Origin of the sequence: Paenarthrobacter sp. (assembly GCF_031180005.1) — a bacterium.
Classification (GTDB): Bacteria; Actinomycetota; Actinomycetes; order Actinomycetales; family Micrococcaceae; genus Arthrobacter.
The window spans coordinates 39,877-61,631 of the sequence record NZ_JAPSHI010000014.1; the positions used below are offsets into that span (position 1 = coordinate 39,877).

23 protein-coding genes are annotated in these 21,755 nt (G+C 61.9%); 12 read left to right on the plus strand and 11 right to left on the minus strand.

What is annotated here, in order from left to right; genetic code table 11:
• Positions 1–2 precede the first annotated feature (2 nt).
• The gene (locus RIF72_RS11835; protein WP_309075081.1) at positions 3–707 is read right to left on the minus strand and encodes an alpha/beta hydrolase; all 705 of its coding nucleotides are present in this window, start codon (positions 705–707) and stop codon (positions 3–5) included.
• A gap of 42 nt (positions 708–749) precedes the next feature.
• The gene (locus RIF72_RS11840; protein WP_309075082.1) at positions 750–881 is read right to left on the minus strand and encodes a YdeI/OmpD-associated family protein; all 132 of its coding nucleotides are present in this window, start codon (positions 879–881) and stop codon (positions 750–752) included.
• A gap of 197 nt (positions 882–1,078) precedes the next feature.
• Between RIF72_RS11840 and RIF72_RS11845 the strand changes: the two genes are divergently transcribed.
• The 6 genes from RIF72_RS11845 to RIF72_RS11870 are packed head-to-tail and all read left to right on the plus strand — an operon-like array spanning position 1,079 to position 7,515.
• The gene (locus RIF72_RS11845; protein ID WP_375164222.1) at positions 1,079–2,545 is read left to right on the plus strand and encodes a fumarylacetoacetate hydrolase family protein; all 1,467 of its coding nucleotides are present in this window, start codon (positions 1,079–1,081) and stop codon (positions 2,543–2,545) included.
• Positions 2,538–3,224 (plus strand): GntR family transcriptional regulator, encoded by a 687-nt coding sequence (locus tag RIF72_RS11850; RefSeq protein WP_309075084.1) that lies wholly within the window; start codon positions 2,538–2,540, stop codon positions 3,222–3,224. The genes RIF72_RS11845 and RIF72_RS11850 overlap by 8 nt, the downstream gene beginning before the upstream one ends.
• A 35-nt stretch (positions 3,225–3,259) precedes the next feature.
• Positions 3,260–4,798 carry a 5-carboxymethyl-2-hydroxymuconate semialdehyde dehydrogenase gene (gene hpaE, locus RIF72_RS11855; protein ID WP_309075085.1) on the plus strand — a complete coding sequence of 513 codons (1,539 nt, stop codon included), beginning with the start codon at positions 3,260–3,262 and terminating at the stop codon, positions 4,796–4,798.
• A gap of 41 nt (positions 4,799–4,839) precedes the next feature.
• Positions 4,840–5,937 carry a 3,4-dihydroxyphenylacetate 2,3-dioxygenase gene (gene hpaD, locus RIF72_RS11860; RefSeq protein WP_309075086.1) on the plus strand — a complete coding sequence of 366 codons (1,098 nt, stop codon included), beginning with the start codon at positions 4,840–4,842 and terminating at the stop codon, positions 5,935–5,937.
• Between the two features lie 4 nt (positions 5,938–5,941).
• Entirely contained in the window at positions 5,942–6,727 is a 786-nt protein-coding gene (gene hpaH / locus RIF72_RS11865; RefSeq protein ID WP_309075087.1) for a 2-oxo-hept-4-ene-1,7-dioate hydratase, read from the plus strand.
• The gene (locus RIF72_RS11870; RefSeq protein WP_309075088.1) at positions 6,712–7,515 is read left to right on the plus strand and encodes an HpcH/HpaI aldolase/citrate lyase family protein; all 804 of its coding nucleotides are present in this window, start codon (positions 6,712–6,714) and stop codon (positions 7,513–7,515) included. The genes hpaH and RIF72_RS11870 overlap by 16 nt, the downstream gene beginning before the upstream one ends.
• Positions 7,516–7,528: 13 nt before the next feature.
• On the opposite strand, the gene RIF72_RS11875 is transcribed toward RIF72_RS11870, so the two are convergent.
• The 5 genes from RIF72_RS11875 to purB all read right to left on the minus strand — a co-directional run bounded on the left by RIF72_RS11875 (position 7,529) and on the right by purB (position 11,469).
• Positions 7,529–7,900, minus strand: a complete 372-nt coding sequence (locus RIF72_RS11875; protein WP_309075089.1) for a nuclear transport factor 2 family protein — start codon at positions 7,898–7,900, stop codon at positions 7,529–7,531.
• A 126-nt stretch (positions 7,901–8,026) separates the two neighbouring features.
• Positions 8,027–8,461, minus strand: coding sequence for an acyl-CoA thioesterase (locus tag RIF72_RS11880; RefSeq protein WP_017198826.1), 435 nt, complete (start codon positions 8,459–8,461; stop codon positions 8,027–8,029).
• 52 nt (positions 8,462–8,513) lie between these two features.
• Complete coding sequence (locus RIF72_RS11885; RefSeq protein ID WP_309075090.1) at positions 8,514–9,017, minus strand: GNAT family N-acetyltransferase; 504 nt, start codon at positions 9,015–9,017, stop codon at positions 8,514–8,516.
• Positions 9,018–9,251: 234 nt separating this feature from the next.
• Positions 9,252–9,914, minus strand: coding sequence for a histidine phosphatase family protein (locus RIF72_RS11890; protein WP_309075091.1), 663 nt, complete (start codon positions 9,912–9,914; stop codon positions 9,252–9,254).
• A 148-nt stretch (positions 9,915–10,062) separates the two neighbouring features.
• Complete coding sequence (purB, locus tag RIF72_RS11895) at positions 10,063–11,469, minus strand: adenylosuccinate lyase (RefSeq protein WP_309075092.1); 1,407 nt, start codon at positions 11,467–11,469, stop codon at positions 10,063–10,065.
• A 575-nt stretch (positions 11,470–12,044) separates the two neighbouring features.
• Here purB and RIF72_RS11900 point away from each other — a divergent pair.
• Positions 12,045–13,295: a hypothetical protein gene (locus tag RIF72_RS11900; RefSeq protein ID WP_309075093.1), complete on the plus strand. Its 1,251-nt coding sequence runs from the start codon at positions 12,045–12,047 to the stop codon at positions 13,293–13,295.
• Between the two features lie 28 nt (positions 13,296–13,323).
• Here RIF72_RS11900 and RIF72_RS11905 read toward each other — a convergent pair whose 3' ends face one another.
• Entirely contained in the window at positions 13,324–13,752 is a 429-nt protein-coding gene (locus RIF72_RS11905) for a phage holin family protein (RefSeq protein WP_017198820.1), read from the minus strand.
• Between the two features lie 6 nt (positions 13,753–13,758).
• Between RIF72_RS11905 and RIF72_RS11910 the strand changes: the two genes are divergently transcribed.
• The 5 genes from RIF72_RS11910 (at position 13,759) to RIF72_RS11930 (ending at position 19,529) form a co-directional block, all read left to right on the plus strand.
• Positions 13,759–14,943 (plus strand): histidinol-phosphate transaminase, encoded by a 1,185-nt coding sequence (locus RIF72_RS11910; RefSeq protein WP_375164219.1) that lies wholly within the window; start codon positions 13,759–13,761, stop codon positions 14,941–14,943.
• Positions 14,944–15,094: 151 nt separating this feature from the next.
• Positions 15,095–16,288 carry a pyruvate dehydrogenase (acetyl-transferring) E1 component subunit alpha gene (gene pdhA, locus RIF72_RS11915; RefSeq protein WP_309075095.1) on the plus strand — a complete coding sequence of 398 codons (1,194 nt, stop codon included), beginning with the start codon at positions 15,095–15,097 and terminating at the stop codon, positions 16,286–16,288.
• Complete coding sequence (locus RIF72_RS11920; protein ID WP_017198817.1) at positions 16,288–17,268, plus strand: alpha-ketoacid dehydrogenase subunit beta; 981 nt, start codon at positions 16,288–16,290, stop codon at positions 17,266–17,268. The genes pdhA and RIF72_RS11920 overlap by 1 nt, the downstream gene beginning before the upstream one ends.
• 67 nt (positions 17,269–17,335) lie before the next feature.
• The gene (locus tag RIF72_RS11925) at positions 17,336–18,856 is read left to right on the plus strand and encodes a dihydrolipoamide acetyltransferase family protein (RefSeq protein WP_309075096.1); all 1,521 of its coding nucleotides are present in this window, start codon (positions 17,336–17,338) and stop codon (positions 18,854–18,856) included.
• 76 nt (positions 18,857–18,932) lie between these two features.
• On the plus strand, positions 18,933–19,529 hold the full coding sequence (locus RIF72_RS11930; RefSeq protein WP_309075150.1) for a phosphatase PAP2 family protein: 597 nt from the start codon (positions 18,933–18,935) through the stop codon (positions 19,527–19,529).
• Positions 19,530–19,532: 3 nt separating this feature from the next.
• Here RIF72_RS11930 and RIF72_RS11935 read toward each other — a convergent pair whose 3' ends face one another.
• From RIF72_RS11935 to RIF72_RS11945, 3 genes are all read right to left on the minus strand, one after another.
• A complete protein-coding gene (locus RIF72_RS11935) occupies positions 19,533–19,871 on the minus strand; it encodes a hypothetical protein (protein ID WP_309075097.1) in 339 nt (112 codons plus the stop codon).
• Between the two features lie 146 nt (positions 19,872–20,017).
• The gene (locus RIF72_RS11940) at positions 20,018–20,446 is read right to left on the minus strand and encodes a universal stress protein (RefSeq protein ID WP_309075098.1); all 429 of its coding nucleotides are present in this window, start codon (positions 20,444–20,446) and stop codon (positions 20,018–20,020) included.
• On the minus strand, positions 20,443–21,750 hold the full coding sequence (locus tag RIF72_RS11945) for a PLP-dependent aminotransferase family protein (protein ID WP_309075099.1): 1,308 nt from the start codon (positions 21,748–21,750) through the stop codon (positions 20,443–20,445). Before RIF72_RS11945 ends, RIF72_RS11940 begins: the two co-directional genes overlap by 4 nt.
• Positions 21,751–21,755 lie beyond the last annotated feature (5 nt).

Below are 21,755 nucleotides of genomic sequence, written 5' to 3' on the forward strand. Positions count from 1 at the left end.
GTCTACTTGGCGCCTTCGAGCGCCGTCAGGATCGCTTGGCCCAGTTCCTTGGGCTTGCTGAACTGTGGCCAGTGACCCGTGGGGAGGTCGATGTAGTCGACGTCCCGGATCCTGGCGAGTTCCGCCGTGAACGGGTGCCCGGCATCCATCCACTCCTTGAGGAGCGACGACGGGAATTGGCAGGCGATGATCGTGGCCGGTACGTCGTAGCGCCGGACGTCGCTCAGGTGTTGCTGGTCGAAGGCAACGCCCCTGGGCTCCGGGATAGCGCGTGCCCGGAAGGCTTCCTTGAGGTCGTCAGTCAGGTCAACAAGGTCTTCGTCCTCGAATAATTCCCACGGCGGCAGCGGGACGTCGTCGCCGTCGTCGGGCAGTTCGTCATTGATGACCCCTCCCTCACCGAGTGGTCCGCTGTCAACGTAGATGGCACGGGCCACTCGGTCCGGGCGGGCATCTGCCACGCCATGGATGATGGCGCCGCCGCCTGAATGGCCCACCAGGATGACCTTGCCGTCGAGGGAGTCAACCTTCGCCACCACGGCGTCGATGTGGGTGCGAAGGCCGATGCCTTTGCGTGATGCGTCCACCGACTCCAGTCCCGGCAGCGTCAGCGGATGAACCGTGTGGCCGGCTGCTTCCAGCGGCGGCGTCACCTCCTCCCACGACGACGCGTCCAACCAGAAACCGGGTACAAGGATGATGTCCATGCCGGTACCCTACGGGAGCCCACCGACAGTTTGTAAGAGTCGCTAGCTTCCCTCCGCCAGGATCTTGGCGCGCGACTGAGGGGTACGGGCTTTTACTATCTGCAGGATGATGAGATAGCGCTCTGTCTTGCCCAGACGTTCAAAGGCTTCCTTGACGGCGTTGGCCCGTCTCACCCAACTAGGTAGCAGTTGAGGCCGTTTTGGGGGCTCAGAACGGCCTCAACTGCTACTCACTTGGGTTTAGGGAGGGGGTTGACGCAGGTCACGCTTCCGGTCCATAGTTATCGTATACGATTTCGTACTTGATAAATGTTCGATCAGGAGGAGGCGCCGTGACACTGGAGTTCCGGACCCAGGAAGTCAGCCAGGACATGCTGGCCCGGACGCGCAAGGTCATTGCCGTCCACATCAACTACCCCAGCCGCGCGGCGCAGCGCGGACGTACCCCCGGGCAGCCGTCGTATTTCCTGAAGCCGTCCTCGTCGCTGGCGCTCGGTTCTGCGGATGCTCCCGGCACGGTCGAACGCCCTGCTGGTTGTGAGTTGCTGGGCTATGAGGGCGAGATCGCGTTGGTGATCGGCAAGTCTGCCCGCCGCGTGGGATTGGATGATGCCTGGAGCCACGTCGAGTGGGTCACCGCGTCCAACGACCTCGGCGTCTACGACCTCCGCTATGCCGACAAGGGCTCCAACGTCCGGTCCAAGGGCGGCGACGGTTTCACTCCCGTTGGCCCGGCGCTGATTCCGGCCGACGCCGTCGATCCCACTCAGCTGCGGATCCGCACCTGGCACAACGGCGAGCTCGTCCAGGACGACACCACCGAGGACTTGCTCTTCCCCTTCGCCCAGCTCGTCGCGGACCTTTCCCAGCTGCTCACGCTCGAAGAGGGCGACATCATCCTCACCGGCACCCCGGCCGGCGCGTCCGTGGCCAAGCCGGGTGACGTCGTCGAGATTGAGGTCACCGGTGTTGAGTTCAGCAGTGGTCGTTTGGCCACCAAAGTCACGGAAGGTACGACGCCGTTCGCGGACTTTGGTGCCCTGCCCAAGACTGATGACACCCAGCGGGAAGAGGCGTACGGATCGCGCGAAGCCGCCGGACTGGCAGCTGCCGCGAGTGTGTTGACTCCTGAACTGAAGGCGAAGCTTGAGTCAGTTGCCACCGCCACTTTGTCTTCCCAGCTCCGTAAGCGCGGGCTGAACAACGTGAGCATCGACGGTCTTCAGGCCACCCGCCCGGACCGTAAAGTGGTGGGCCTGGCCCGGACCCTTCGGTATGTGCCCAACCGTGAGGATCTCTTCAAGACCCACGGCGGTGGGTTCAATGCCCAGAAGCGGGCCATCGATTCCGTGAACGAGGGCGAAATCCTGGTGATGGAAGCCCGCGGCGAGAAGGGCACCGGCACAGTGGGGGACATCCTCGCGCTGCGTGCCCAGGTCCGCGGAGCCGCTGCGATCATTACCGACGGCGGCGTCCGCGACTATTCGGCCGTGGCGGATCTGGAGATGCCCACTTACTTCGCCAACCCGCACCCGGCAGTCCTGGGACGCCGGCACATCCCGTGGGACACGGACATCACCATCGCCTGTGGCGGCGCGACCGTTCAGCCGGGCGACATCATCGTGGCCGACTCGGACGGCATCCTGGTGATCCCGCCAGCGATCGCCGAGGAACTGGTGGATGACTGTATTCAGCAGGAGAAGGAAGAGACGTTCATCTTCCAGATGGTCCAGGAAGGCAACAGCGTTGATGGGCTGTACCCGATGAACAAGGAATGGCAGGCGCGCTACACGGAATGGTCGGCCAGCCAAAGCACGGAAGGAGCCTCCGGTGACTGAAACCGCCGTCGGAAATACAGTCGTCGAAAGTGCCGCGGCCCAGAGCAAGTCTCAGCAGGCGTATGCTGCCGTGAAGGCACGCATCGTTGAAGGCGCCTACACGCCGGGTTACCGGTTGGTGCTCGCCAAGATCGCCGAGGACCTGGGCTTTAGCGTGGTCCCGGTCCGCGAAGCGATCCGCCGCCTGGAAGCCGAAGGGCTGGTGAAGTTCGAGCGGAACGTGGGCGCCACGGTGGCCGGCATCGACCCCACCGAGTACCTCTACACCATGCAGACCCTGAGCATCGTGGAAGGTGCGGCCACCGCCTTGTCCGCACCGCTGATCGACTCGGTCTCCATCGCCCGGGCCCGAGCGGTGAACGAGGAAATGCGGGAGTGCTTGGAGCACTTTGATCCCGTCCGCTTCACTGCGCTGAACCAGGACTTCCACAGCGTCCTGTTTGAACACTGCCCCAACCCGCACATTCTTGACCTCGTGCACCGGGGCTGGAACCGGCTGGCGTCGCTTCGATCGTCGACTTTCCGGTTCGTCCCCGGCCGCGCCCAGGAATCAGTGCGTGAGCACGAGGCCTTGCTGCAGCTTATTGAGGGCGCCGCGGACGCCGACACCATCGAAAAGACAGCCCGCCAACACCGCGCCGCCACGCTGGACGCGTACCTGGCCCAAGCCAAGCAATAACTACCAACCACTGATCGCTAGTTAGGACTTCAACGATGACGACCTCAGTAGAGACCGCCAAGCACTACATCCCCGAGAACCTGCCGTCCCACATCCAGCACTACATCAACGGCGAGTTCGTCGACTCCATTTCAGGTAAGACCTTCAACGTCCTGGAACCGGTATCCAACGGCAACTACGCCACCGCTGCGGCCGGTCAGAAGGAAGACATCGACCTCGCCGTCGCCGCTGCCCGCGAAGCATTCGTCAATGGTCCGTGGCCGAAGATGAAGCCGCGCGAACGCGCCCGGGTGCTGAACAAGATCGCCGATGCAGTTGAGGCGCAGGAAGCCCGGCTCGCTGAGCTCGAAACTTTCGACACCGGCCTGCCGATCACCCAGGCCAAGGGCCAGGCCCTCCGCGCTGCCGAGAACTTCCGCTTCTTTGCAGACTTGATCGTTGCCCAATTCGACGACGCCATGAAGGTCCCGGGTTCGCAGATCAATTACGTGAACCGCAAGCCAATCGGCGTCGCAGGCCTCATCACCCCGTGGAACACCCCGTTCATGCTGGAGTCCTGGAAGCTCGCCCCGGCTTTGGCCACCGGTAACACCGTGGTCCTGAAGCCGGCCGAGTTCACACCGTTGTCCGCGTCTCTCTGGGCGCAGATCTTCAAGGACGCCGGCCTGCCCGACGGAGTGTTCAACCTGGTCAATGGCCTGGGCGAAGAAGCTGGCGACGCCCTGGTGAAGCACCCGGACGTGCCGCTGATCTCCTTCACCGGAGAGACCACCACGGGCCAGACCATCTTCCGCAACGCGGCAGCCAACCTCAAGGGCCTGTCCATGGAGCTTGGCGGCAAGTCCCCGTGCGTCGTGTTCGCCGACGCCGATTTGGACGCCGCGATTGATTCGGCACTGTTCGGGGTGTTCTCGCTCAACGGCGAACGCTGCACGGCCGGCTCCCGCATCCTGGTGGAGCGGGCCATCTACGACGAATTCTGCGAAAAGTACGCCGCCCGGGCCAAGAACATCGTGGTGGGCGATCCCCACGATCCCAAGACCCAAGTCGGCGCGCTGGTTCACCCGGAGCACTACGACAAGGTGGCATCGTACGTGGAGATCGGCAAGTCTGAAGGCCGTCTCCTGGCCGGCGGCGGCCGACCCGAGCACCTGCCCGAAGGCAACTACATCGCACCCACGGTGTTTGCCGACGTCGCACCTGACGCACGGATCTTCCAGGAGGAAATCTTCGGTCCCGTCGTGGCCATCACGCCCTTCGAGAACGACGACGAAGCCCTCGCCTTGGCCAACAACACCAAGTACGGCCTGGCGGCCTACATCTGGACGCAGAACCTGACCCGGGCCCACAACTTCTCCCAGAACGTCGAGGCCGGCATGGTGTGGCTCAACAGCCACAACGTCCGCGACCTCCGCACCCCGTTCGGTGGGGTCAAGGCCTCAGGCCTGGGCCATGAGGGCGGCTACCGTTCCATCGATTTCTACACCGACCAGCAGGCCGTTCACATCACCCTCGGCTCTGTTCATACCCCCAAATTCGGCAGCATCGACGCTTCTGCTGCCAACGAGGGCTAAACAGACTCCCCACCGACCCCTTTCAACGAAGAGAGAATCCCATGAGCAACCCCTTCACCGGCCCCATCCCCACCCCGACCGTTCCGGCACCGGACATCGTCCGCTGCGCCTACCTCGAACTCGTGGTCACTGACCTGGCCAAATCCCGTGCGTTCTACGTGGACCTCCTGGGCCTGCACGTCACCGAAGAAGACGAGAACACCATCTACCTGCGCTCCTTCGAGGAGTTCATCCACCACAACCTGGTCCTCCGCAAGGGACCGGTCGCCGCAGCCGCAGCCTTCGCCTACCGGGTGAAGTCCCCGGCCGAAGTAGACGCAGCCGAGGCCTACTACCGCGAACTCGGCTGCCGGGTGGAGCGACGCAAGGAAGGCTTCACCAAGGGCGTGGGCGACTCCGTCCGCGTGGAGGATCCGCTGGGCTTCCCCTACGAGTTCTTCTACGACGTAGAGCACGTCGAGCGCCTGACCCAGCGCTACGACCTCTACTCCGCCGGTGAACTGGTCCGCCTGGACCACTTCAACCAGGTGACCCCGGACGTCCCGCGCGGCCGCAAATACCTCGAAGACCTCGGCTTCCGCGTCTCCGAAGACATCAAGGATTCCGACGGCGTCACGTACGCCGCGTGGATGCACCGCAAGCAGACCGTGCACGACACCGCCCTGACCGGCGGCAACGGACCCCGCCTGCACCACATCGCCTTCTCCACCCACGAGAAACACAACATCATCCAGATCTGCGACAAAATGGGTGCCCTGCGCATTTCCGACCGCATTGAACGCGGCCCCGGACGGCACGGTGTCTCCAACGCGTTCTACCTCTACATCCTGGACCCGGACGGCCACCGCGTGGAGATCTACACCCAGGACTACTACACCGGCGACCCGGACAACCCCACCGTCACCTGGGACGTCCACGACAACCAACGCCGCGACTGGTGGGGCAACCCCGTGGTCCCGTCCTGGTACACCGAAGCCTCCCTGGTCCTGGACCTCGACGGCAACCCGCAACCAATCATTGAACGCGAAGACAAATCCGAAATGGCCGTCACCGTCGGCGCCGACGGCTTCTCCTACACCCGCCCCGACAACACCACCGGCGAGACCGCCGAAGGCTTCAAACTGGGAGCACAGGTCTAAAACCATGCTGGACGCGAAGACGATCGAAGCCATAGCCGACGAATTGCTCGAGGCCGGACGAAACCGCAAGCCGGTACCCCGCCTCACCGCCCGCTTCCCGGACATGACGGTGGAGGACTCTTACGCCGTGCAGCAGTTGTGGAGACAGCGGAACGAGGAAGCCGGGCGCTCGTTGGTGGGGCGGAAGATCGGCCTCACGTCCAAGGCCATGCAGGCTGCCACGGGCATCACTGAGCCGGACTACGGTGCCATTTTCGATGACATGGTCCTCGAAACGGGCTGCTCCGTGGAGTGGGACAAGTACACCCATCCCCGGGTGGAGGTGGAGCTGGCATTCGTGCTTAAATCAGGTCTCAAGGGGCCAGGCTGCACCATTTTCGACGTCCTCAACGCTACCGACTACGTGGTTCCGGCCCTCGAAATCCTGGACTCCCGGATTGAAATGGAGGGCCGGACCATCGTGGACACCATCTCGGACAACGCCGCGATGGGTGCCATGGTGGTAGGTGGCCGCCCGGTGCGTCCGGACGCCGTCGACCTCCGCTGGGTGTCCGCCATTCTGTACAAAAACCAGACCGTCGAGGAGACCGGAGTGGCCGCCGGAGTGCTCGACCACCCAGCCAACGGAGTCCATTGGCTGGCGAACAAAATCGCTGCACACGGAGACTCAATGAAAGCTGGAGATATCATCCTCGCGGGCTCGTTTACACGCCCCTTATGGGTGTACAAAGGTGATACCGTGCACGCGGACTACGGACCGTTGGGAGTCGTGACATGCAACTTCGACTAAGCCCCACCTTCTACTCGGCCCTTTCTGATGCTGGCCGACCGCTGGCCGGAATGTGGGTGTGTTCCGGTAGTCCGCTGGTGGCCGAGATCTGTGCCGGCTCGGGTTTGGACTGGCTGCTGATCGATGCCGAGCACAGCCCCAACGGGTTGGAATCCATTGTGGCGCAGCTTCATGCGGTCAGCGGCTATCCGCTCCAGGTCATGGTTCGGCCTCCCGTGAACGACACCGTGGTCATCAAGCAGTATTTGGACCTCGGCGTGCAGAACCTGCTGATTCCCATGGTGAACTCGGCCTTCGAAGCCGCTGCCGCCGTAGCCGCTGTTCGTTATCCACCGCATGGTGTCCGCGGAGTTGGTTCGGCACTGGCCCGGGCATCGCGCTGGAACCGTGTCCCGGACTACCTGGCTGTGGCTTCCGAATCGATCAGCCTCACCGTCCAGATCGAGTCCGAGGCCGCGGCGTCCGCCGTTGAGGAGATCCTTGCCGTCGACGGCGTTGACGGCATCTTCCTGGGCCCCTCTGACCTCGCGGCTTCCATGGGCCTGCTGGGACAGCAGGAGAATCCCTTGGTGAGGGCCGTCGTCGAGCACTGCCTGGCAGCCGCGAAGGCCGCCGGGAAACCGGCTGGCGTGAACGCCTTCAATGAGGCAACTGCCCGCGCATATCTCGACGCCGGTGCCTCCTTTGTGCTGGTAGGCGCCGATGTCGCTGTGCTGGCCCGTGCTTCGGAGGGCTTCGCGACAACGTTCATTCCAGTGTCTGAAACAGCAGAGCGTGAAAGCTACTGAGCCTGCTGCGGCGCTAGCTGGACGTTGACTTCTTGCGGGCCATGTACCACTCCGTGAATTCCCGCGCCCGGCCGTCCTCCGCGAACCGGATAACCCAGAGGTTGTCATACGTGGGCTCGCCGTTCAGGTACGTGGTGAGACCTTGGACGAAGGCGGTGTCACCATCCTGGCCCAGGAGCGTCCATTCGAAAGTCCAGTCCTCGGGCTTGTCGCCGGCGTCTGCCCAGGCTTTGACGATCTCGTCGTGTCCGTTCCATTGTTTTTCAGTGTTCGGCCGATCGGAATAGAGTGCATCTTCGGTAAACAGGGCGCGGATATCTTCGGGCTCATTCGAGTTCCACGCACGTACGTACTGATCCATCCAAGAGTTCACGTCGTTGGTCATTTATCCGTTCTACCCTGCCGCTCGGGCGGGTTCAACGGTAGTTCGCAGGGTTTGCCCAAAGTTCCTGTCTGGTTGGCGGGCTGGTTACACGCCGCCAACCTGCAGGAATGCGCGACGCCGGGTGGTTCAGTCCTCGTCCAGGGTTTCCGTGAGGTGGTGCGTGGGAATGCGGTCGCGATCGTACGTGATCTCCGTGTAACCGTGCGGCTGGGGGCGGCCGTCTGCGCCGAGGTTAACGAAGACGATTTCCTCGATGGTAAGGATCGCCTCCCGGGTGATCATATTGCGGACCTCGGCCCGCATGGTCAGGGACGTCCGTCCGAAGCGCTTCGCCGTCAGGCCCATTTCCACGAGGTCGCCCTGGACGGCCGAGCTCACAAAATTGATCTCGGAGATGTACTTGGTGACGGCGCGACCGTTGCCCAATTGGAGGATGGCATAGATCGCGGCCTCTTCATCGATCCACTTCAGCAGGCTGCCACCAAAGAGTGTGCCGTTGGCGTTAAGGTCCTCGGGCCGCACCCATTTGCGGGTACGAAAGGTGATGTCTGCTTTTTCCATAATCCGAGATTATCGAACCGGCGCAACCTTCGCTGGATATTGCACCAGTGACCTAGGCCATCGCTGTGTGCGAGGCGCTGTGAGAGTCGATCCGCTTGGAATAGCAATACGATTCACTGGCACCGATGTACGGGCCGAAATTTGGTACGGCGGCAAAGCCCGCACTTTCATAGAAACTCCGTCCATCCGACTGGGCCGACCCTGCCTCAGCTGCGATCACGCTGAATCCATGGGAATGAGCCTGCGCCTCGAGCGCTGCGAGGATGGAACTCGCCACTCCCGAACCCCGGGCGTAGGGGACCACGTAAAGCCGCTTGATCTCGGCGGTCTTCTCATCCAACATTCTTAGGCCGCCGCAGCCGAGAGGTTGGCCGGAGCACTTCTCGTAGGCCACAACAAACACGGCAGTGTCGGCCTCGGAGGGCGGGGGACCGGGCTCGTGATCCTTGGTTCCGAACCTCGCATCGAGTTCCGCCTGCTGTGCGGCGCGGAGGTCTGCGCCCACGGGGTTCGCCCAAGTTACCTGCCGGATGTTGAGCCGTGGGTTGGTCTGCATCTTGCCTCATTTCGCCGGGTTTCGGGGAGGTGTTTATGCGTCTTAAGTCTAGGGAACTGTGGTTACCGCGGTGTTTCCTGCGCGTAAGCGTCGGGAGAAATGCAGGCCTTCTCCCGTTGTGAGGCCTGCTCTGCGCCCTCCCGAGTAGGTTTGGGACGCAAAGCGGACCCCGCAACTTCCCTGAATCGCGCAACGTCCCTGAATCGCGCAATGTCCCTGAAGGAGCCAAACGGATCAGGGCTGAAGGGCCTCGCCCGTGGGGTCCTCGGCGGTTTGGTCTGCCAGCGCCATGCCTCCAACCGGGATCTGGTCCCAATGCAGCATCCGCCATCCGCCTTCGGGGTCGCCTTCCAAAGCCACGATCCCGGTGTTAGGGAGTTGATGGGTTTCGGCGAACACCGTATCTATGTCCGCTGCCCTGCGTCCTGCCCAGCAGCGGATTGCGGCACCGTGGCTCACGATGGCTGCTGTGGAGTGTCCAGCTTCGGCAACTTCCCGTACCGAAGCATCAAACCTGGTGAAGAAGTCGTGCCCGCTGAACGCTCCGGGCATGCGCACATCCAAGTCACCGTCTGTCCAGGCGAAGACTGTACTCATGTAGCGAAGGTGGGATTCGTGGTCGGTCTTCTTCTCCAGCGCCCCGGCCTCAATTTCATGGACGCCGTCCAGAATTGTCGGCTCCAATGCGGTGGCCTTCGCCAGAGGCGCGGCGGTCTTGTGGGTGCGCAGTAACGTCGAGGTGTAAAGGGCTTCAATGGCTTCGTCAGCCAAGGCTTCAGGCAGTGCGGCCGCTTGTCGTTCGCCGAGCTCGGTGAGCCCCGGCCCCGGGAAAGCTGTGTCCAACTGGCCTGCGACGTTGCCGGGTGTCTGTCCGTGCCTGATCAACAGGAGCTTCATGCGTGCTCCGCTCCTTACGTTGGTAACTGTTCCGGGATTCTGGGTGAGGGAACGCGAGTCTGTGCACCAGCTTAAACGCCGACGGCGGACCGAGGCACCCAACCCCGGCCCGCCGTCGTCGAGCGTTCTGCATTACTGCAAGTGGTCCTTACCGCAGGTGGTCCACCAGTTTGTCAGCGATGCCCGTGTACTTACCCGGGGTCAGGGCAAGCAGGCGTGCCTCGGCGTCGGAGGAGAGGCCCAGACCCTGAACGAATTCCTGCATGCGGGCGCCGTCCACGCGCTGGCCGCGGGTCAGGTCCTTGAGGCGTTCGTAAGGGTTTTCCATGCCTTCGACGCCGGCGATGGCTTCGGCGCGCATGACCATCTGGATGGCTTCACCCAGGACTTCCCAGTTGGTGTTGAGGTCGCCGGCGAGGACTTCCTCTGCGACGTCCAGGGCCTTCAGACCCTTGGCTACGTTGGAGATCGCGAGCAGCGAGTGGCCGAAGGCAACGCCGATGTTCCGCTGTGAGGAGGAGTCCGTGAGGTCGCGCTGCCAGCGGGAGGTAACAAGTGTGGCGCCCAGTGTGTCCAGGAGGCCGTTGGAAATTTCCAGGTTGGCTTCGGCGTTCTCGAAGCGGATCGGGTTGACCTTGTGCGGCATCGTGGAGGAGCCCGTTGCCCCGGCAACCGGGATCTGGCGGAAGTAACCGATGGAGATGTAGCTCCAGATGTCCGTGCAGACGTTGTGCAGGATGCGGTTGAAGCGTGCGATGTCAGCGTAAAGCTCCGCCTGCCAGTCGTGGCTTTCGATCTGCGTGGTGAGCGGGTTCCAGGTAAGGCCCAAGCCTTCCACGAACGTCTTGGCGACAGCTTCCCAGTCAGCACTCGGAACTGAAGCGACGTGCGCCGCGTAGGTGCCGGTGGCGCCGTTGATCTTGCCCAGGTACTCAGTCTTTGCAATGCGCGCCAGCTGCCGGTTCAAGCGGTGAGCGATGACAGCAAGCTCCTTGCCCAGCGTGGTGGGCGTTGCAGGCTGTCCGTGGGTGCGGGACAGCATGGGCACGGAGCGGTTTGCTTCGGCCATGGCTTCGATCTGCTTCACGAGGGCGGTGGCGTTGGGCAGCCACACGTTCTCCACCGCGCCCTTGATACCCACAGCGTAGGAGAGGTTGTTGATGTCCTCGGACGTGCATCCGAAATGCACCATGGCGGTGAGGTTCTCGATGCCAATGGCCGGCAGCCGGCGGCCGATGTAGTACTCAACAGCCTTGACGTCGTGGACGGTGACGGCTTCGATCTCCGCGAGCTCATTGACCGAGGCGGCATCGAAGTCGTTAACGATGGCACGCAGCTGGGCCACCTGCTCGTCGGACAGCGGCTCCGCGCCGGGCAACACGGACTGGCTGGTCAGGTGGATGAGCCATTCAACTTCGACGTGAACGCGATCGCGGTTAAGCGCGGCCTCTGACAAGTAGTCAACGAGGGGCGCGACGGCGGCACGGTAGCGGCCGTCAAGGGCGCCAAGGGCGAGGGGTTCGGAAGCGAGGGACACGCGGGTGGATTCAGCCATGTCGCCTATTCTTTCATGCTCGACGTAGGGGTCGGGAGCCGATGACGAGCCTATGTGGACGGCTAATCAGGTTATCCACATAGCCGACGGCGGCACTTCCGTTGGGTTCGGCCGCTGCGTAGCGTCGACTCTACCGATCAGCAGAACAATCAACGGAGTACACAGACAATGAGCGTCGGCTTGATGCCTGCACCCAACCTGCCCACTTTTGATCCCTTGGAGTGTGCCTCCCGAAGCCACGAAGTCCAAAGGCTCGCTTGGCGGATGCAAGCGTGCGTAGACCAAGTGGACTTGGTTCTCACGTCCCTACGGAGAGCGCAGGTGGATGACTGGCTTTCTCCCGCGGGACGGGCTTACCGGACCACCCTTGCTCTGCATGCTTCAGCGCTGATGCGTGCACGTGAGTCGGTGGAAGCCTCCGTTGCCATCGTTCTTCGACATTCTCAAAACGTCTCCGTCTCCGGCGAACGGGGTCCGTAATGGCAGATGCGGCTCCCGCCGGGGCCGGCTCAGCACCGCAAACCTCTCGCCCCGTCAGTGACGGGATCCTCAGTATCAGGGGAGGGGTGGGAGGAATGTCTTTTCAGCTTGAGGAGCTCCTGAGGGGTGCGGGCAAGCTGGACGACTTGGTCCAACAGCTCGTGGACATCGAAGAGGAAGCGCGTCGGGTTCAAGACTGCCTGGAACCCTTTCTCTACGATTCCTATGACACCGGCTGTAACGCCATCAACGCTGTGGCCGAAAGCCGGAAGGAAGTGGGAAGGGTTCGTCAGGAATTGTTAGAGGTCAGTGGAAGCGTGCGGGCCAGCCATAGGGATTACGTGGAAGCGGAGGCCAAGAACGCCCTCCCGCGACTCCCGACCTTTGACGAGATGAAATTGGCCTGGCCGCCGACGCGGGACATGAGCAATTACTTGGCGGGTGCAGTTTTTCCTTATTGGACGAGTTCAGGGGGCGTCGCTCGCGGCGTCCTTGAATCGCCTCTCCGTCCGGACCTGCGGCCAAGACCCGTGAGTGTTGAAAGAGTGGACGAATCGGTGGCGGACGTGGATCCGTCCATGGCGGAAAGCCTCCGTCGTCTCGAGAGGCTCCACGCCCGCAACAGCGGAGAAATTGAAGTGATTCGCTTTGACAACAACGGCTCTGCTTCATGGATGGTGCTGATCCCTGGAACCCAGCCTGATTCACCCCCTACCAATCCTTTCGACATTCAAGGAATTGGCGAAGCACTGGGTTACGGCTCCGAAGAAGTTGTCCCGGCTGTTGGCGCGGCACTCCGTGAAGCCGGGGCTGAGGCGGGCGATCAAGTAGTGGCAGTGGGACACAGCCAGGGAGGTATCCACGCCATGAACCTCAGCCGGGACAAGGCGTTTCTCAGCGAATTCGATCTCAAGTATGTGCTGACGGCCGGGGCGCCCGTCGGCAGCATCTCGGCTGAGCCCGGCATCAATTCGCTCCATCTGGAACACGTCCAAGACTGGGTTCCAGGAACAGACGGCCGAGTCAACGCCGATAATAGGGACAGGGTGACGGTCACACTGACCAATGAGGTCAAGACACCCGAAGGGGAAGATCCGGGCATCGGCCCCGGGCACGATCAGGAAAACTACGCTGCCGGAGCGGAACTGGTTGAAGCAAGCCGTGACGAGTCACTCGCAGCATCGACTGCCGCATTTGCGGGTGTTGTCGGGGCTGGCGGGGTTGCCAAGGTGACGCGGTTCAAGCTGGAAAGAGCGCCGATGCAGGTTCAAGCATCGGTGATCCGTCCCGCGGCGCCACCGCCTTCCGGATACGAGGGCTGGAGCCGGAACAAGGTAAGGCCCTGAAGAAGGAGGCGACGAGCGCCAAGGGGTGCTAGCGCTTCCTGGCCCCCGGAATCAGGCCCGCCACCATGGAGATGATGCTGATGATGATCGACGCCAGGATGGCTGTCCAGAAGAAGGAATCGATAGTGAGGTGCACGGGCGTGAAGGTGCTTAGCCAAGCCGTCAGATACAGCATTGCTGCGTTGATCACGATGGTGAACAAGCCAAGCGTCAGGATGGTCACAGGGAGGGACAACAGCCTGACCAGCGGACGGACAAAGGCGTTCACCACTCCAAAGATCAGGCCGATGAACAGATACGCCAGAATGATGCCGGCGGTGTCTGCCCCCTGCGTCAGTCCTGCGTTGGCTGCGGCCGACTCTGTGGCACTTGTGGAGATGTCCATGCCTTGCAGGAGCCAGGTTGCAACCCACAGGGCAAGCCCGTTGATCAGGACACGAATGATGAATGAACCCATTGACCCATGCTTTCACACGCGCCTGTTAAAGAGCTCGGCGTCAGCCGTGGATCGGCAAGTAGGCTTGAAGCCATGACTACTACTGACAACGTACCGGAGGGCGTACTCCCTCGTCCGGTCGTAGACAGGCTCCCCAAGTATGCGGCTGGAAAACCCCCTGCTGCGATTGAGGGGCTTACCAGCTACAAATTGTCGTCCAACGAAAATCCTCTGCCTCCGATTCCTGCAGTGTTGCAGGCAATTGCGGACCAGACCGACATCAATCGATACCCGGATCCCCTGGCCACAAAGCTACGGAACGCTTTGGCCGGCTTCTTGGATGTTCCCGCTGACGATGTCGTCACCGGCGCCGGAAGCCTTGGGGCACTGAACCAGATCTTGGCCACGTTCGCCGGCCAGAATGATGACGGCAAGCAGGACGAAGTGATTTACGCCTGGCGTTCTTTCGAGGCCTACCCCATATGCGTGGGGCTCGCAGGGGCAGCCAGTGTGCAAATCCCCCTGCTGTCAGACGGACGCCACGACCTCGAGACCATGGCTGCCGCGGTCACCGTACGCACCAAAGTGATTCTCCTGTGCACGCCCAATAACCCCACCGGGCCGATCCTCACTGCTGAGGAAACGGAACGGTTCCTCCAAGCCGTGCCGCCCAATGTTGTGGTGGTCATCGATGAGGCCTACCAGGAATTCGTGCGGGATGCGGAGGCTGTGGACGGCATCAAGCTCTACAGCAAATACCCCAATGTGGTGGTGCTCAGGACTTTCTCGAAAGCCCACGGCCTGGCTGGCCTGCGCGTTGGCTACAGTGTCTCCGGTCCTTTGCTTACCCAACATCTCCGGGTGACAGCCACTCCTTTTGCCGTTTCCCAAATTGCAGAACGTGCCGCTGTTACTTCACTCGAGAATTTCGATCAGGTTGTGGAAAGGGTACAAAGCCTGGTGGATGAACGGGATCGAGTGACGGCCGGCCTGAGAGGACTGGGCTGGTTCGTTCCCGAGGCTCAAGGCAACTTCGTTTGGTTGAATCTCGGGCAGCACAGCGGGGATTTTGCTGCTTTGGCGGCAGAGCAGGCCCTGTCTGTTCGTGCCTTTGGGAATGAAGGTGTTCGGGTGAGCATCGGCGAGGTGGAAGCCAACACCCGGTTCTTGGATCTCTGTGCAGGTTATACAAAGGCTCCGCAAGGTTCCTAGCGGTTAACAAATGCGCCATCGCTACTTACTGCCGATAAAGTAAGGGACGAAAGCCAAAACATATGCCCGTTCCGGAATGCATTCCGGAACGGGCATATATCCCAGCGACAGACATTGCCCGGCGCCTCGCCACGGCAAGCAAGGAGACGGAATGGGCTCGACACAACTGCCCCCCGGGACGGAAGAAAGTCTCGCGGCAACCACCGCGGCAGCAGCCGCACCAGGCGAACCAGTGGAAATGGTGCAGTTGCTCGGGCCCGACGGGAAACTCGGATCCGATCCTGTTTTTTCGGACTACGCCAAGCGGATCGATCCGGAAAAGCTCCGTGTTTTCTACACGGACATGGCGAGGATCCGTCGCTTTGACCAGGAGGCCACCGCACTGCAGCGCCAAGGCGAGCTTGCCTTGTGGGTGCCGCTGACTGGCCAGGAGGCCGCACAGATTGGTTCGGGCCACGCGAGCCAGTCCCAGGACTACATCTTCCCCACCTACCGCGAACACGGCGTTGCGCTGGTCCGCAATGTAGACCTCTCCGAGCTGCTCAAGCAGTTCCGCGGCGTGTCCAACGGCGGCTGGGATCCGCGGGAGAACAATTTCCACCTCTATACATTGGTGCTCGCGGCCCAGACGCTTCACGCTGTTGGCTATGCCATGGGCATCCAAAGGGACCAGAAGTTCGCAGCGGCCTCAGACTCCACCGACCCCAAGGCTGCAGTCATCGCTTACTTCGGTGACGGCGCCAGCTCCGAAGGCGACGTCCATGAGTCGATGGTCTTTGCGGCGTCGTACAACGCCCCGGTTGTTTTCTTCTGCCAGAACAACCACTGGGCTATTTCCGTGCCTACTGAAGTCCAGACGAAGGTTCCACTGGCTAACCGCGCCAAAGGCTATGGTTTCCCGGGACTCCGGGTGGACGGCAACGATGTCATCGCCGTCCATGCCGTCACTGAATGGGCACTCGAGCATGCTCGTGAGGGCCGGGGCCCTGTGCTCATTGAGGCCTACACCTACCGGGTGGGCGCACACACCACTGCCGACGACCCCACCAAGTATCGGGAATCCGCCGAAGAAGCTGCATGGCGTGAGAAAGATCCGTTGGACCGCCTGGAGAAGTACCTACGCGCCGAAGGGCTGGCGGATGAAGCTTTCTTCGACCAGGTCAAGGCCGACGGCGATGAGCTCGCCAAGTACGTCCGCAGCACAACGCATGGCCTTGAGGTCCCGGATATCCGCGAAGCCTTTGCCAGTGTCTACGCCGAACAACACCCGCTGATCGCGGAGGAACTGGCCTGGTTCGAGGAATACTCTGCCGGCTTCGAGAGCGACCAGGAGGCTGCTAACTGATGGCAACAATGACCATTGCGAAGGCCATCAATGAGGGTCTGCGGGCATCGCTGACGAACAACCCCAAGTCCTTGCTGATGGGCGAGGACATCGGACATCTGGGCGGTGTTTACCGCGTCACGGACGGGCTCATCAAGGAGTTCGGCGACGAACGCGTCGTGGACACCCCCTTGGCTGAGTCCGGCATCGTCGGAACCGCCATAGGCCTGGCGCTTCGCGGATACTCACCAGTGTGCGAAATCCAGTTCGACGGCTTCGTTTACCCTGCCTTCAACCAGATCACCACCCAGCTGGCCAAAATCCACTCCCGCAGCCTCGGCAAGCTCACCGTTCCCGTGGTCATTCGCATTCCGTACGGCGGCGGCATCGGGTCCATCGAGCATCACTCAGAGTCGCCCGAAGCGCTGTTCGCCCACACTGCGGGCCTGCGCATCATCTCCCCTTCCAACGCCCATGACGCCTACTGGATGATCCAAAAGGCCATCGAGTGCCAGGACCCTGTCATCTTCTTCGAACCCAAGCGCCGTTACTGGCTAAAGGGTGAAGTGGACGTCGAGAATGCAGGTCTTTCCGAGGACCCCTTCAAAGCGCACGTTGTCCGTGAAGGAACGGACGCCACCATCGTGGCCTATGGCCCGCTGGTGCCGGTTGCATTGGCGGCCGCCAATGCTGCCACTGAGGACGGACGGAGCGTTGAAGTCATCGACCTCCGTTCCATCTCGCCTTTGGACTTTGACACTGTGGAAGCATCGGTCAAGAAGACGGGCCGCCTGATCGTAGCCCATGAAGCCCCCACCTTTGGTGGCATCGGCGGCGAGATCGCCGCGCGCATCAGCGAGCGGGCATTCCTGCATTTGGAGGCACCCGTCATTCGCGTTGGCGGGTTCCATATGCCGTACCCCGTGGCCAAGGTGGAAGAGGACTACTTGCCGGACATCGACAAGATCCTTGAGGCGCTCGACCGCTCCTTGTCCTACTAAACCGTCCTACTAACCGCCCTGATCCAGCCCGGCTTCGCTTCCGGGTGACCGGAAATCGAGGACCACTGTGACTGTAAAGAAATTCAATCTGCCTGACGTTGGCGAAGGCCTGACCGAGGCCGAGGTAGTGGCTTGGAAGGTCAAGCCCGGTGACGTCGTAGCCATCAACGACGTCTTGTGCGAGATCGAGACCGCCAAGTCCCTCGTCGAGCTCCCTTCGCCTTTTGCGGGCACTGTCACGGAGCTGTTGGTTGAGGAAGGCATCACGGTTGAAGTCGGCACGGCGATCATCGCTGTTTCGGAAGGCCAGGAAGGTGATGCAGCGCCGGTGACGCCTGCGGCCCCGGAGGTACCCGCCGTCGAGATGCCCCTTTATGGCAAGCTTCCTGCCGACGACGACACTGACGACAACCGCCCGTCCGGCGGTCCGCTGGTGGGTTCAGGGCCCAAGGCCGACGCCGTGAAGCGTCGTGCACGCAAACGCCCGTCCGGTGCCGTGGTTGAGGCAGCTGCAGTCGCCGAGAACGCCGAAGGTACCGTTCAGGACCACCAAGCGGTGGTGGAAGCCAAAGCAGCCGAATCGCCGGTTTCACACCGGACGACGCAGTCCGTCACGCCGGGACCCCAAGCGCTGCAGGCGGCGGCTTCCCGCGGTGCAGCCATCAGCGGAACCATTAGTGGCCTGGTCAACAAGGTCCTGGCCAAGCCTCCCGTCCGCAAGTTTGCCCGCGATCTGGGCATCGATCTCGCTGACGTCGTGGCTACTGGGGAACGCGGTGAAGTGACCCGCGAGGATCTGGTGAGCTACCAAGCCCAGCGCGACGCCGAGCATGACCAAGCGGATAGTTTCTGGGGTGCCTCGAAGAAGCCGCAGGATCAGCGAGTGGAACGGATGCCCGTCAAGGGGGTTCGTAAGGCGACCGCCAAGGCCATGGTTGATTCAGCTTTCTCGGCTCCCCACGTCAGTATTTTCGTCGACGTGGACGCCAGCCGCACCATGGAGTTTGTCAAGCGGCTAAAGGTCTCCCGCGACTTTGAAGGCATTAAGGTCTCACCGCTGCTCATCCTTGCAAAGGCAGTGATCTGGGCCGCCGCCCGGAACCCCAGCGTCAACGCAACCTGGGTGGACGACGCTGACGGTAAGGGTGGCGCGGAGATCCTGGTGAAGCACTACATGAACCTTGGCATCGCGGCCGCAACTCCGCGCGGCCTCATGGTGCCCAACATCAAGGACGCCCAGGACCTTTCACTCAAGGAACTGGCCCTTGCGCTCAACGAGTTGGCAACCAAGGCACGGGCAGGGAAGACGCAGCCGGCTGAGATGCAGGGTGGAAGCCTGACCATCACCAACATCGGCGCGCTCGGCATTGATACCGGAACTCCTATTATCAACCCGGGTGAAGTAGCCATCCTTGCCTTCGGAACCATTAAGCAGAAGCCGTGGGTCCTGGACGGCGAAGTCATTCCGCGCTGGATTACAACACTCGGTGGTTCCTTCGACCACCGCGTGGTGGACGGGGATTTGTCCGCGCGCTTCATGGCGGACGTCGCATCCATTCTCGAAGAACCGGCGCTGCTGCTTGACTGACGAGCAAGCCGACACAAGCGCTGGCTCTGGCACGGAGACGATAACTGAGGAATCAGGTCATGTGCCCCCTCAGTTGTTGACGGGACCATGGCGCACGGTTGCCCGGGTGCTTACGGAAGTTTTCCAGCCACCCGTTGTTGTTCTGGTCCTCCTGCTGACTAGCCCTGCCATTGAACCCGGGTTCCCGGGGACCATGTGGTTCGGGTTTATCGCGGCCATGTTCGTCTGTGTCCTGCCGCTGGCCTACGTGCTGGTGATGGTGAAGCTGGGCAGGATCACTGATCATCATGTCAGCGACCGACGCCAGCGGCCCGCGTTGCTTCTGATGACGCTGGGCTCAGTGCTGGTTGGTTTGCTCATGCTGCATCTGCTCAGTGGTCCGGTGAGCGTTACGGTGATGGTCATCGCGCTCATCGGAGGAATCGGGGTACTGGCCGTAGTCAGTGCGTTCTGGAAAATGAGCGGGCATGCGTCGGCTCTTGCGGCGGCCTCCGTTATTTCCGTGATGATGTTCGGACCGGAGTGGCTTCCCTTGTTGCTCCTCGTTCCGGCGGTTGGCTGGTCGCGATTGGTATTGCGCGCCCACACCCTTGCTCAGGTTATTGCAGGTTCGCTATTTGGAGGCCTTGTGATCGCAGGCCTATGGTGGCTGCTGCGGGTGTGGATGCTCTAGGAGCTAGAACGCCGGGTAACTGACCAGCAGCGCCTGGAGCTCCGTCGTCGACATGTGGTTTGCCATCTCCACACTGATGCCCATGGCGACGGCGGCTACGGTGACCATGGCAACACATGCCACGGAAAGGAAGCGCCAATCCTTGCGGAAGACGCTGGCCAACGTCTCGGGCATCTCAAGGCTGGGGGCGATCATGTTAGGGGCGCTGTCCCATGAGCCGTCGTCGAGCATGGCGATGATGCAATCGTTGGTTCGGTCGTAGCGCATGGTGCTGATGTGGTTGCCGTGGCGGGCAAGAAGAATATCGTGTCCTACGCGCTGGCGCGGCTGCAAAGTAAGCAAGTAAATGATCCCCTGAAGTCAGTAAGTGGAGGTGGCACGCGCCATTGCGGGCATCTCGATTTTATAACGATGACTTCAGGGGGCTGGCCCAAAAGACGCCAAATGCCGGGTGAGGCTCCCCACCCGGCGGCGTGATTCAGCTCGCGTTATGGCTGGTCGGTTTTGGCGATGTAGACGTCGCAGGGCGCGGTGTGCGCAACGGTGTTGGCTACGCTTCCAAGCACGCGACCCAGCCCCTGCATGCGACGGTTGCCCACCACGATCAAGCGGGCATCGTGCACTTCAGCCTCCTTGACCAATGCTTCACCCGGTTTGCCGCGGGCAGCGGAGTACGTAACCTCGAGGCGGTCATCTGTCAGGCGCTCCGCAACTGCACGAGCCACAGCTTCAGCTTCGGCGGCGTCGGAGACGATCCACTTGTCGGTGCCGATCTCAACCACCTCTGTCCGGTTGCTGTCGAAGGCACTGACTACGCGAAGGCTGGCTCCGAGGCCGATCGCCAACTGCTGGGCGGCCTGTGCTGCCCTCATTGCGGTCTCGCTGCCGTCTACTCCGACGATCACAACTCCGGTCATTGTGGTGCTCCTTCATTGGTAGCTTCAATGGCATCCGCCAGGACAGGGGCCAAGCGGCGGACACCTTCGGCTATCGTATCCGGCGGTACGGCGCTGAAAGCGAGACGGAGCTTGTTGGAGGGTCCGTCAGCAGGGGAGAAGGCAGCACCCGGGATGAAGACAACCCCCGCGTCAATTGCCTTTCCAAGCAGGGGATAAGTATCCACGCCCTCGGGCAGCGTGACCCAAACGAAGAAGCCGCCGTCCGGGCGTGTCCACGTGAGGCCTGCCGGCATGTACTCGTCGAGTGCGGACAACAGGGCCCGGCAGCGTTCCGCGTAGAGTGCCCGGTAGGTTTCGATCTGCCCTTCCCAGTCGTACTCACGGAGGTATGCCGAGACGAGCATTTGGTTCAGCGGAGGCGGGCAGAGGGTCACCGCCTCGGAGGCGAGGTAGAAACGACGCTGCAAGTGCGCGGGAACCAGAGCCCAGCCGATACGGAGTCCGGGGGCAAAGATTTTGGAGAACGAGCCCAGATAGATGACGTCATCAGGGTTGGTGGCTCGCATCGGGGCGATCGGGTGGCCATCGAACCTTAGAAGCCCGTAGGGATTATCCTCGAGGACAATAATATTCGCACCACGGCATATGTCGACGATTTGCTGCCTGCGTTCCGCCGCCAGCGTGATGCCGGAAGGGTTGTTGAAGTTAGGGATCGTGTAGAGGAACTTGATGTTTTTGCCCTCGGACTGGAGCGCCGCGATCCTGGCCTCAAGAAGTTCGGGTACCAACCCGTCGTCGTCCATTTCCACAGGTTCTACCTGGACTTGGTACGCCTCAAACGTGTTCAGGGCGCCTACGTAGGTGGGGTTCTCCACCAGGACAACGTCGCCCGGGTTGCAGAAGACCTTGGTGGCAACATCCTGCGCGGACTGCGATCCAGCGGTGATGACCACGTTCTCGGGACGGGCGTCGGTGATCCCCTCGGCGGCCATGATGGTGCAGATCTGCTCGCGTAGTTCTTCCGTGCCTTGGCCGCCGCCATACTGCAGCGCGGTCATACCCTCTTCGGCGATGATGCGGGCCGCGGTTTGGCCAAGCTTCTCGAGAGGTAGCGACTGCAGGTACGGGTTTCCGCCGGCAAGGGAGACAAGGCCTGGCTGCATCGAGATGTCGAAGACGTCCCGGACAGCGGACTGTTTGATATTGGCGGCCCGCGCGGAGAACAATTCCTCGTGCGGGTGAGCGGCCGTGGCGGCCCGCTCAATGGCGTCGATGGCTTCAGCGGGCAACGTTGCGCCGGCATCCAATGTTTCGTGGGTCACAGTGA

Bases quoted from the DNA above. Each gene is read 5' to 3' on its own strand.
- RIF72_RS11835 (WP_309075081.1), bottom strand. From the start codon at position 707: ATGGACATCATCCTTGTACCCGGTTTCTGGTTGGACGCGTCGTCGTGG.
- RIF72_RS11845 (WP_375164222.1), top strand. From the start codon at position 1,079: ATGCTGGCCCGGACGCGCAAGGTCATTGCCGTCCACATCAACTACCCC.
- hpaE (WP_309075085.1), top strand. From the start codon at position 3,260: ATGACGACCTCAGTAGAGACCGCCAAGCACTACATCCCCGAGAACCTG.
- hpaD (WP_309075086.1), top strand. From the start codon at position 4,840: ATGAGCAACCCCTTCACCGGCCCCATCCCCACCCCGACCGTTCCGGCA.
- hpaH (WP_309075087.1), top strand. From the start codon at position 5,942: ATGCTGGACGCGAAGACGATCGAAGCCATAGCCGACGAATTGCTCGAG.
- RIF72_RS11870 (WP_309075088.1), top strand. From the start codon at position 6,712: ATGCAACTTCGACTAAGCCCCACCTTCTACTCGGCCCTTTCTGATGCT.
- RIF72_RS11875 (WP_309075089.1), bottom strand. From the start codon at position 7,900: ATGACCAACGACGTGAACTCTTGGATGGATCAGTACGTACGTGCGTGG.
- RIF72_RS11880 (WP_017198826.1), bottom strand. From the start codon at position 8,461: ATGGAAAAAGCAGACATCACCTTTCGTACCCGCAAATGGGTGCGGCCC.
- RIF72_RS11885 (WP_309075090.1), bottom strand. From the start codon at position 9,017: ATGCAGACCAACCCACGGCTCAACATCCGGCAGGTAACTTGGGCGAAC.
- RIF72_RS11890 (WP_309075091.1), bottom strand. From the start codon at position 9,914: ATGAAGCTCCTGTTGATCAGGCACGGACAGACACCCGGCAACGTCGCA.
- purB (WP_309075092.1), bottom strand. From the start codon at position 11,469: ATGGCTGAATCCACCCGCGTGTCCCTCGCTTCCGAACCCCTCGCCCTT.
- RIF72_RS11900 (WP_309075093.1), top strand. From the start codon at position 12,045: ATGTCTTTTCAGCTTGAGGAGCTCCTGAGGGGTGCGGGCAAGCTGGAC.
- RIF72_RS11905 (WP_017198820.1), bottom strand. From the start codon at position 13,752: ATGGGTTCATTCATCATTCGTGTCCTGATCAACGGGCTTGCCCTGTGG.
- RIF72_RS11910 (WP_375164219.1), top strand. From the start codon at position 13,759: ATGCTTTCACACGCGCCTGTTAAAGAGCTCGGCGTCAGCCGTGGATCG.
- pdhA (WP_309075095.1), top strand. From the start codon at position 15,095: ATGGGCTCGACACAACTGCCCCCCGGGACGGAAGAAAGTCTCGCGGCA.
- RIF72_RS11920 (WP_017198817.1), top strand. From the start codon at position 16,288: ATGGCAACAATGACCATTGCGAAGGCCATCAATGAGGGTCTGCGGGCA.
- RIF72_RS11940 (WP_309075098.1), bottom strand. From the start codon at position 20,446: ATGACCGGAGTTGTGATCGTCGGAGTAGACGGCAGCGAGACCGCAATG.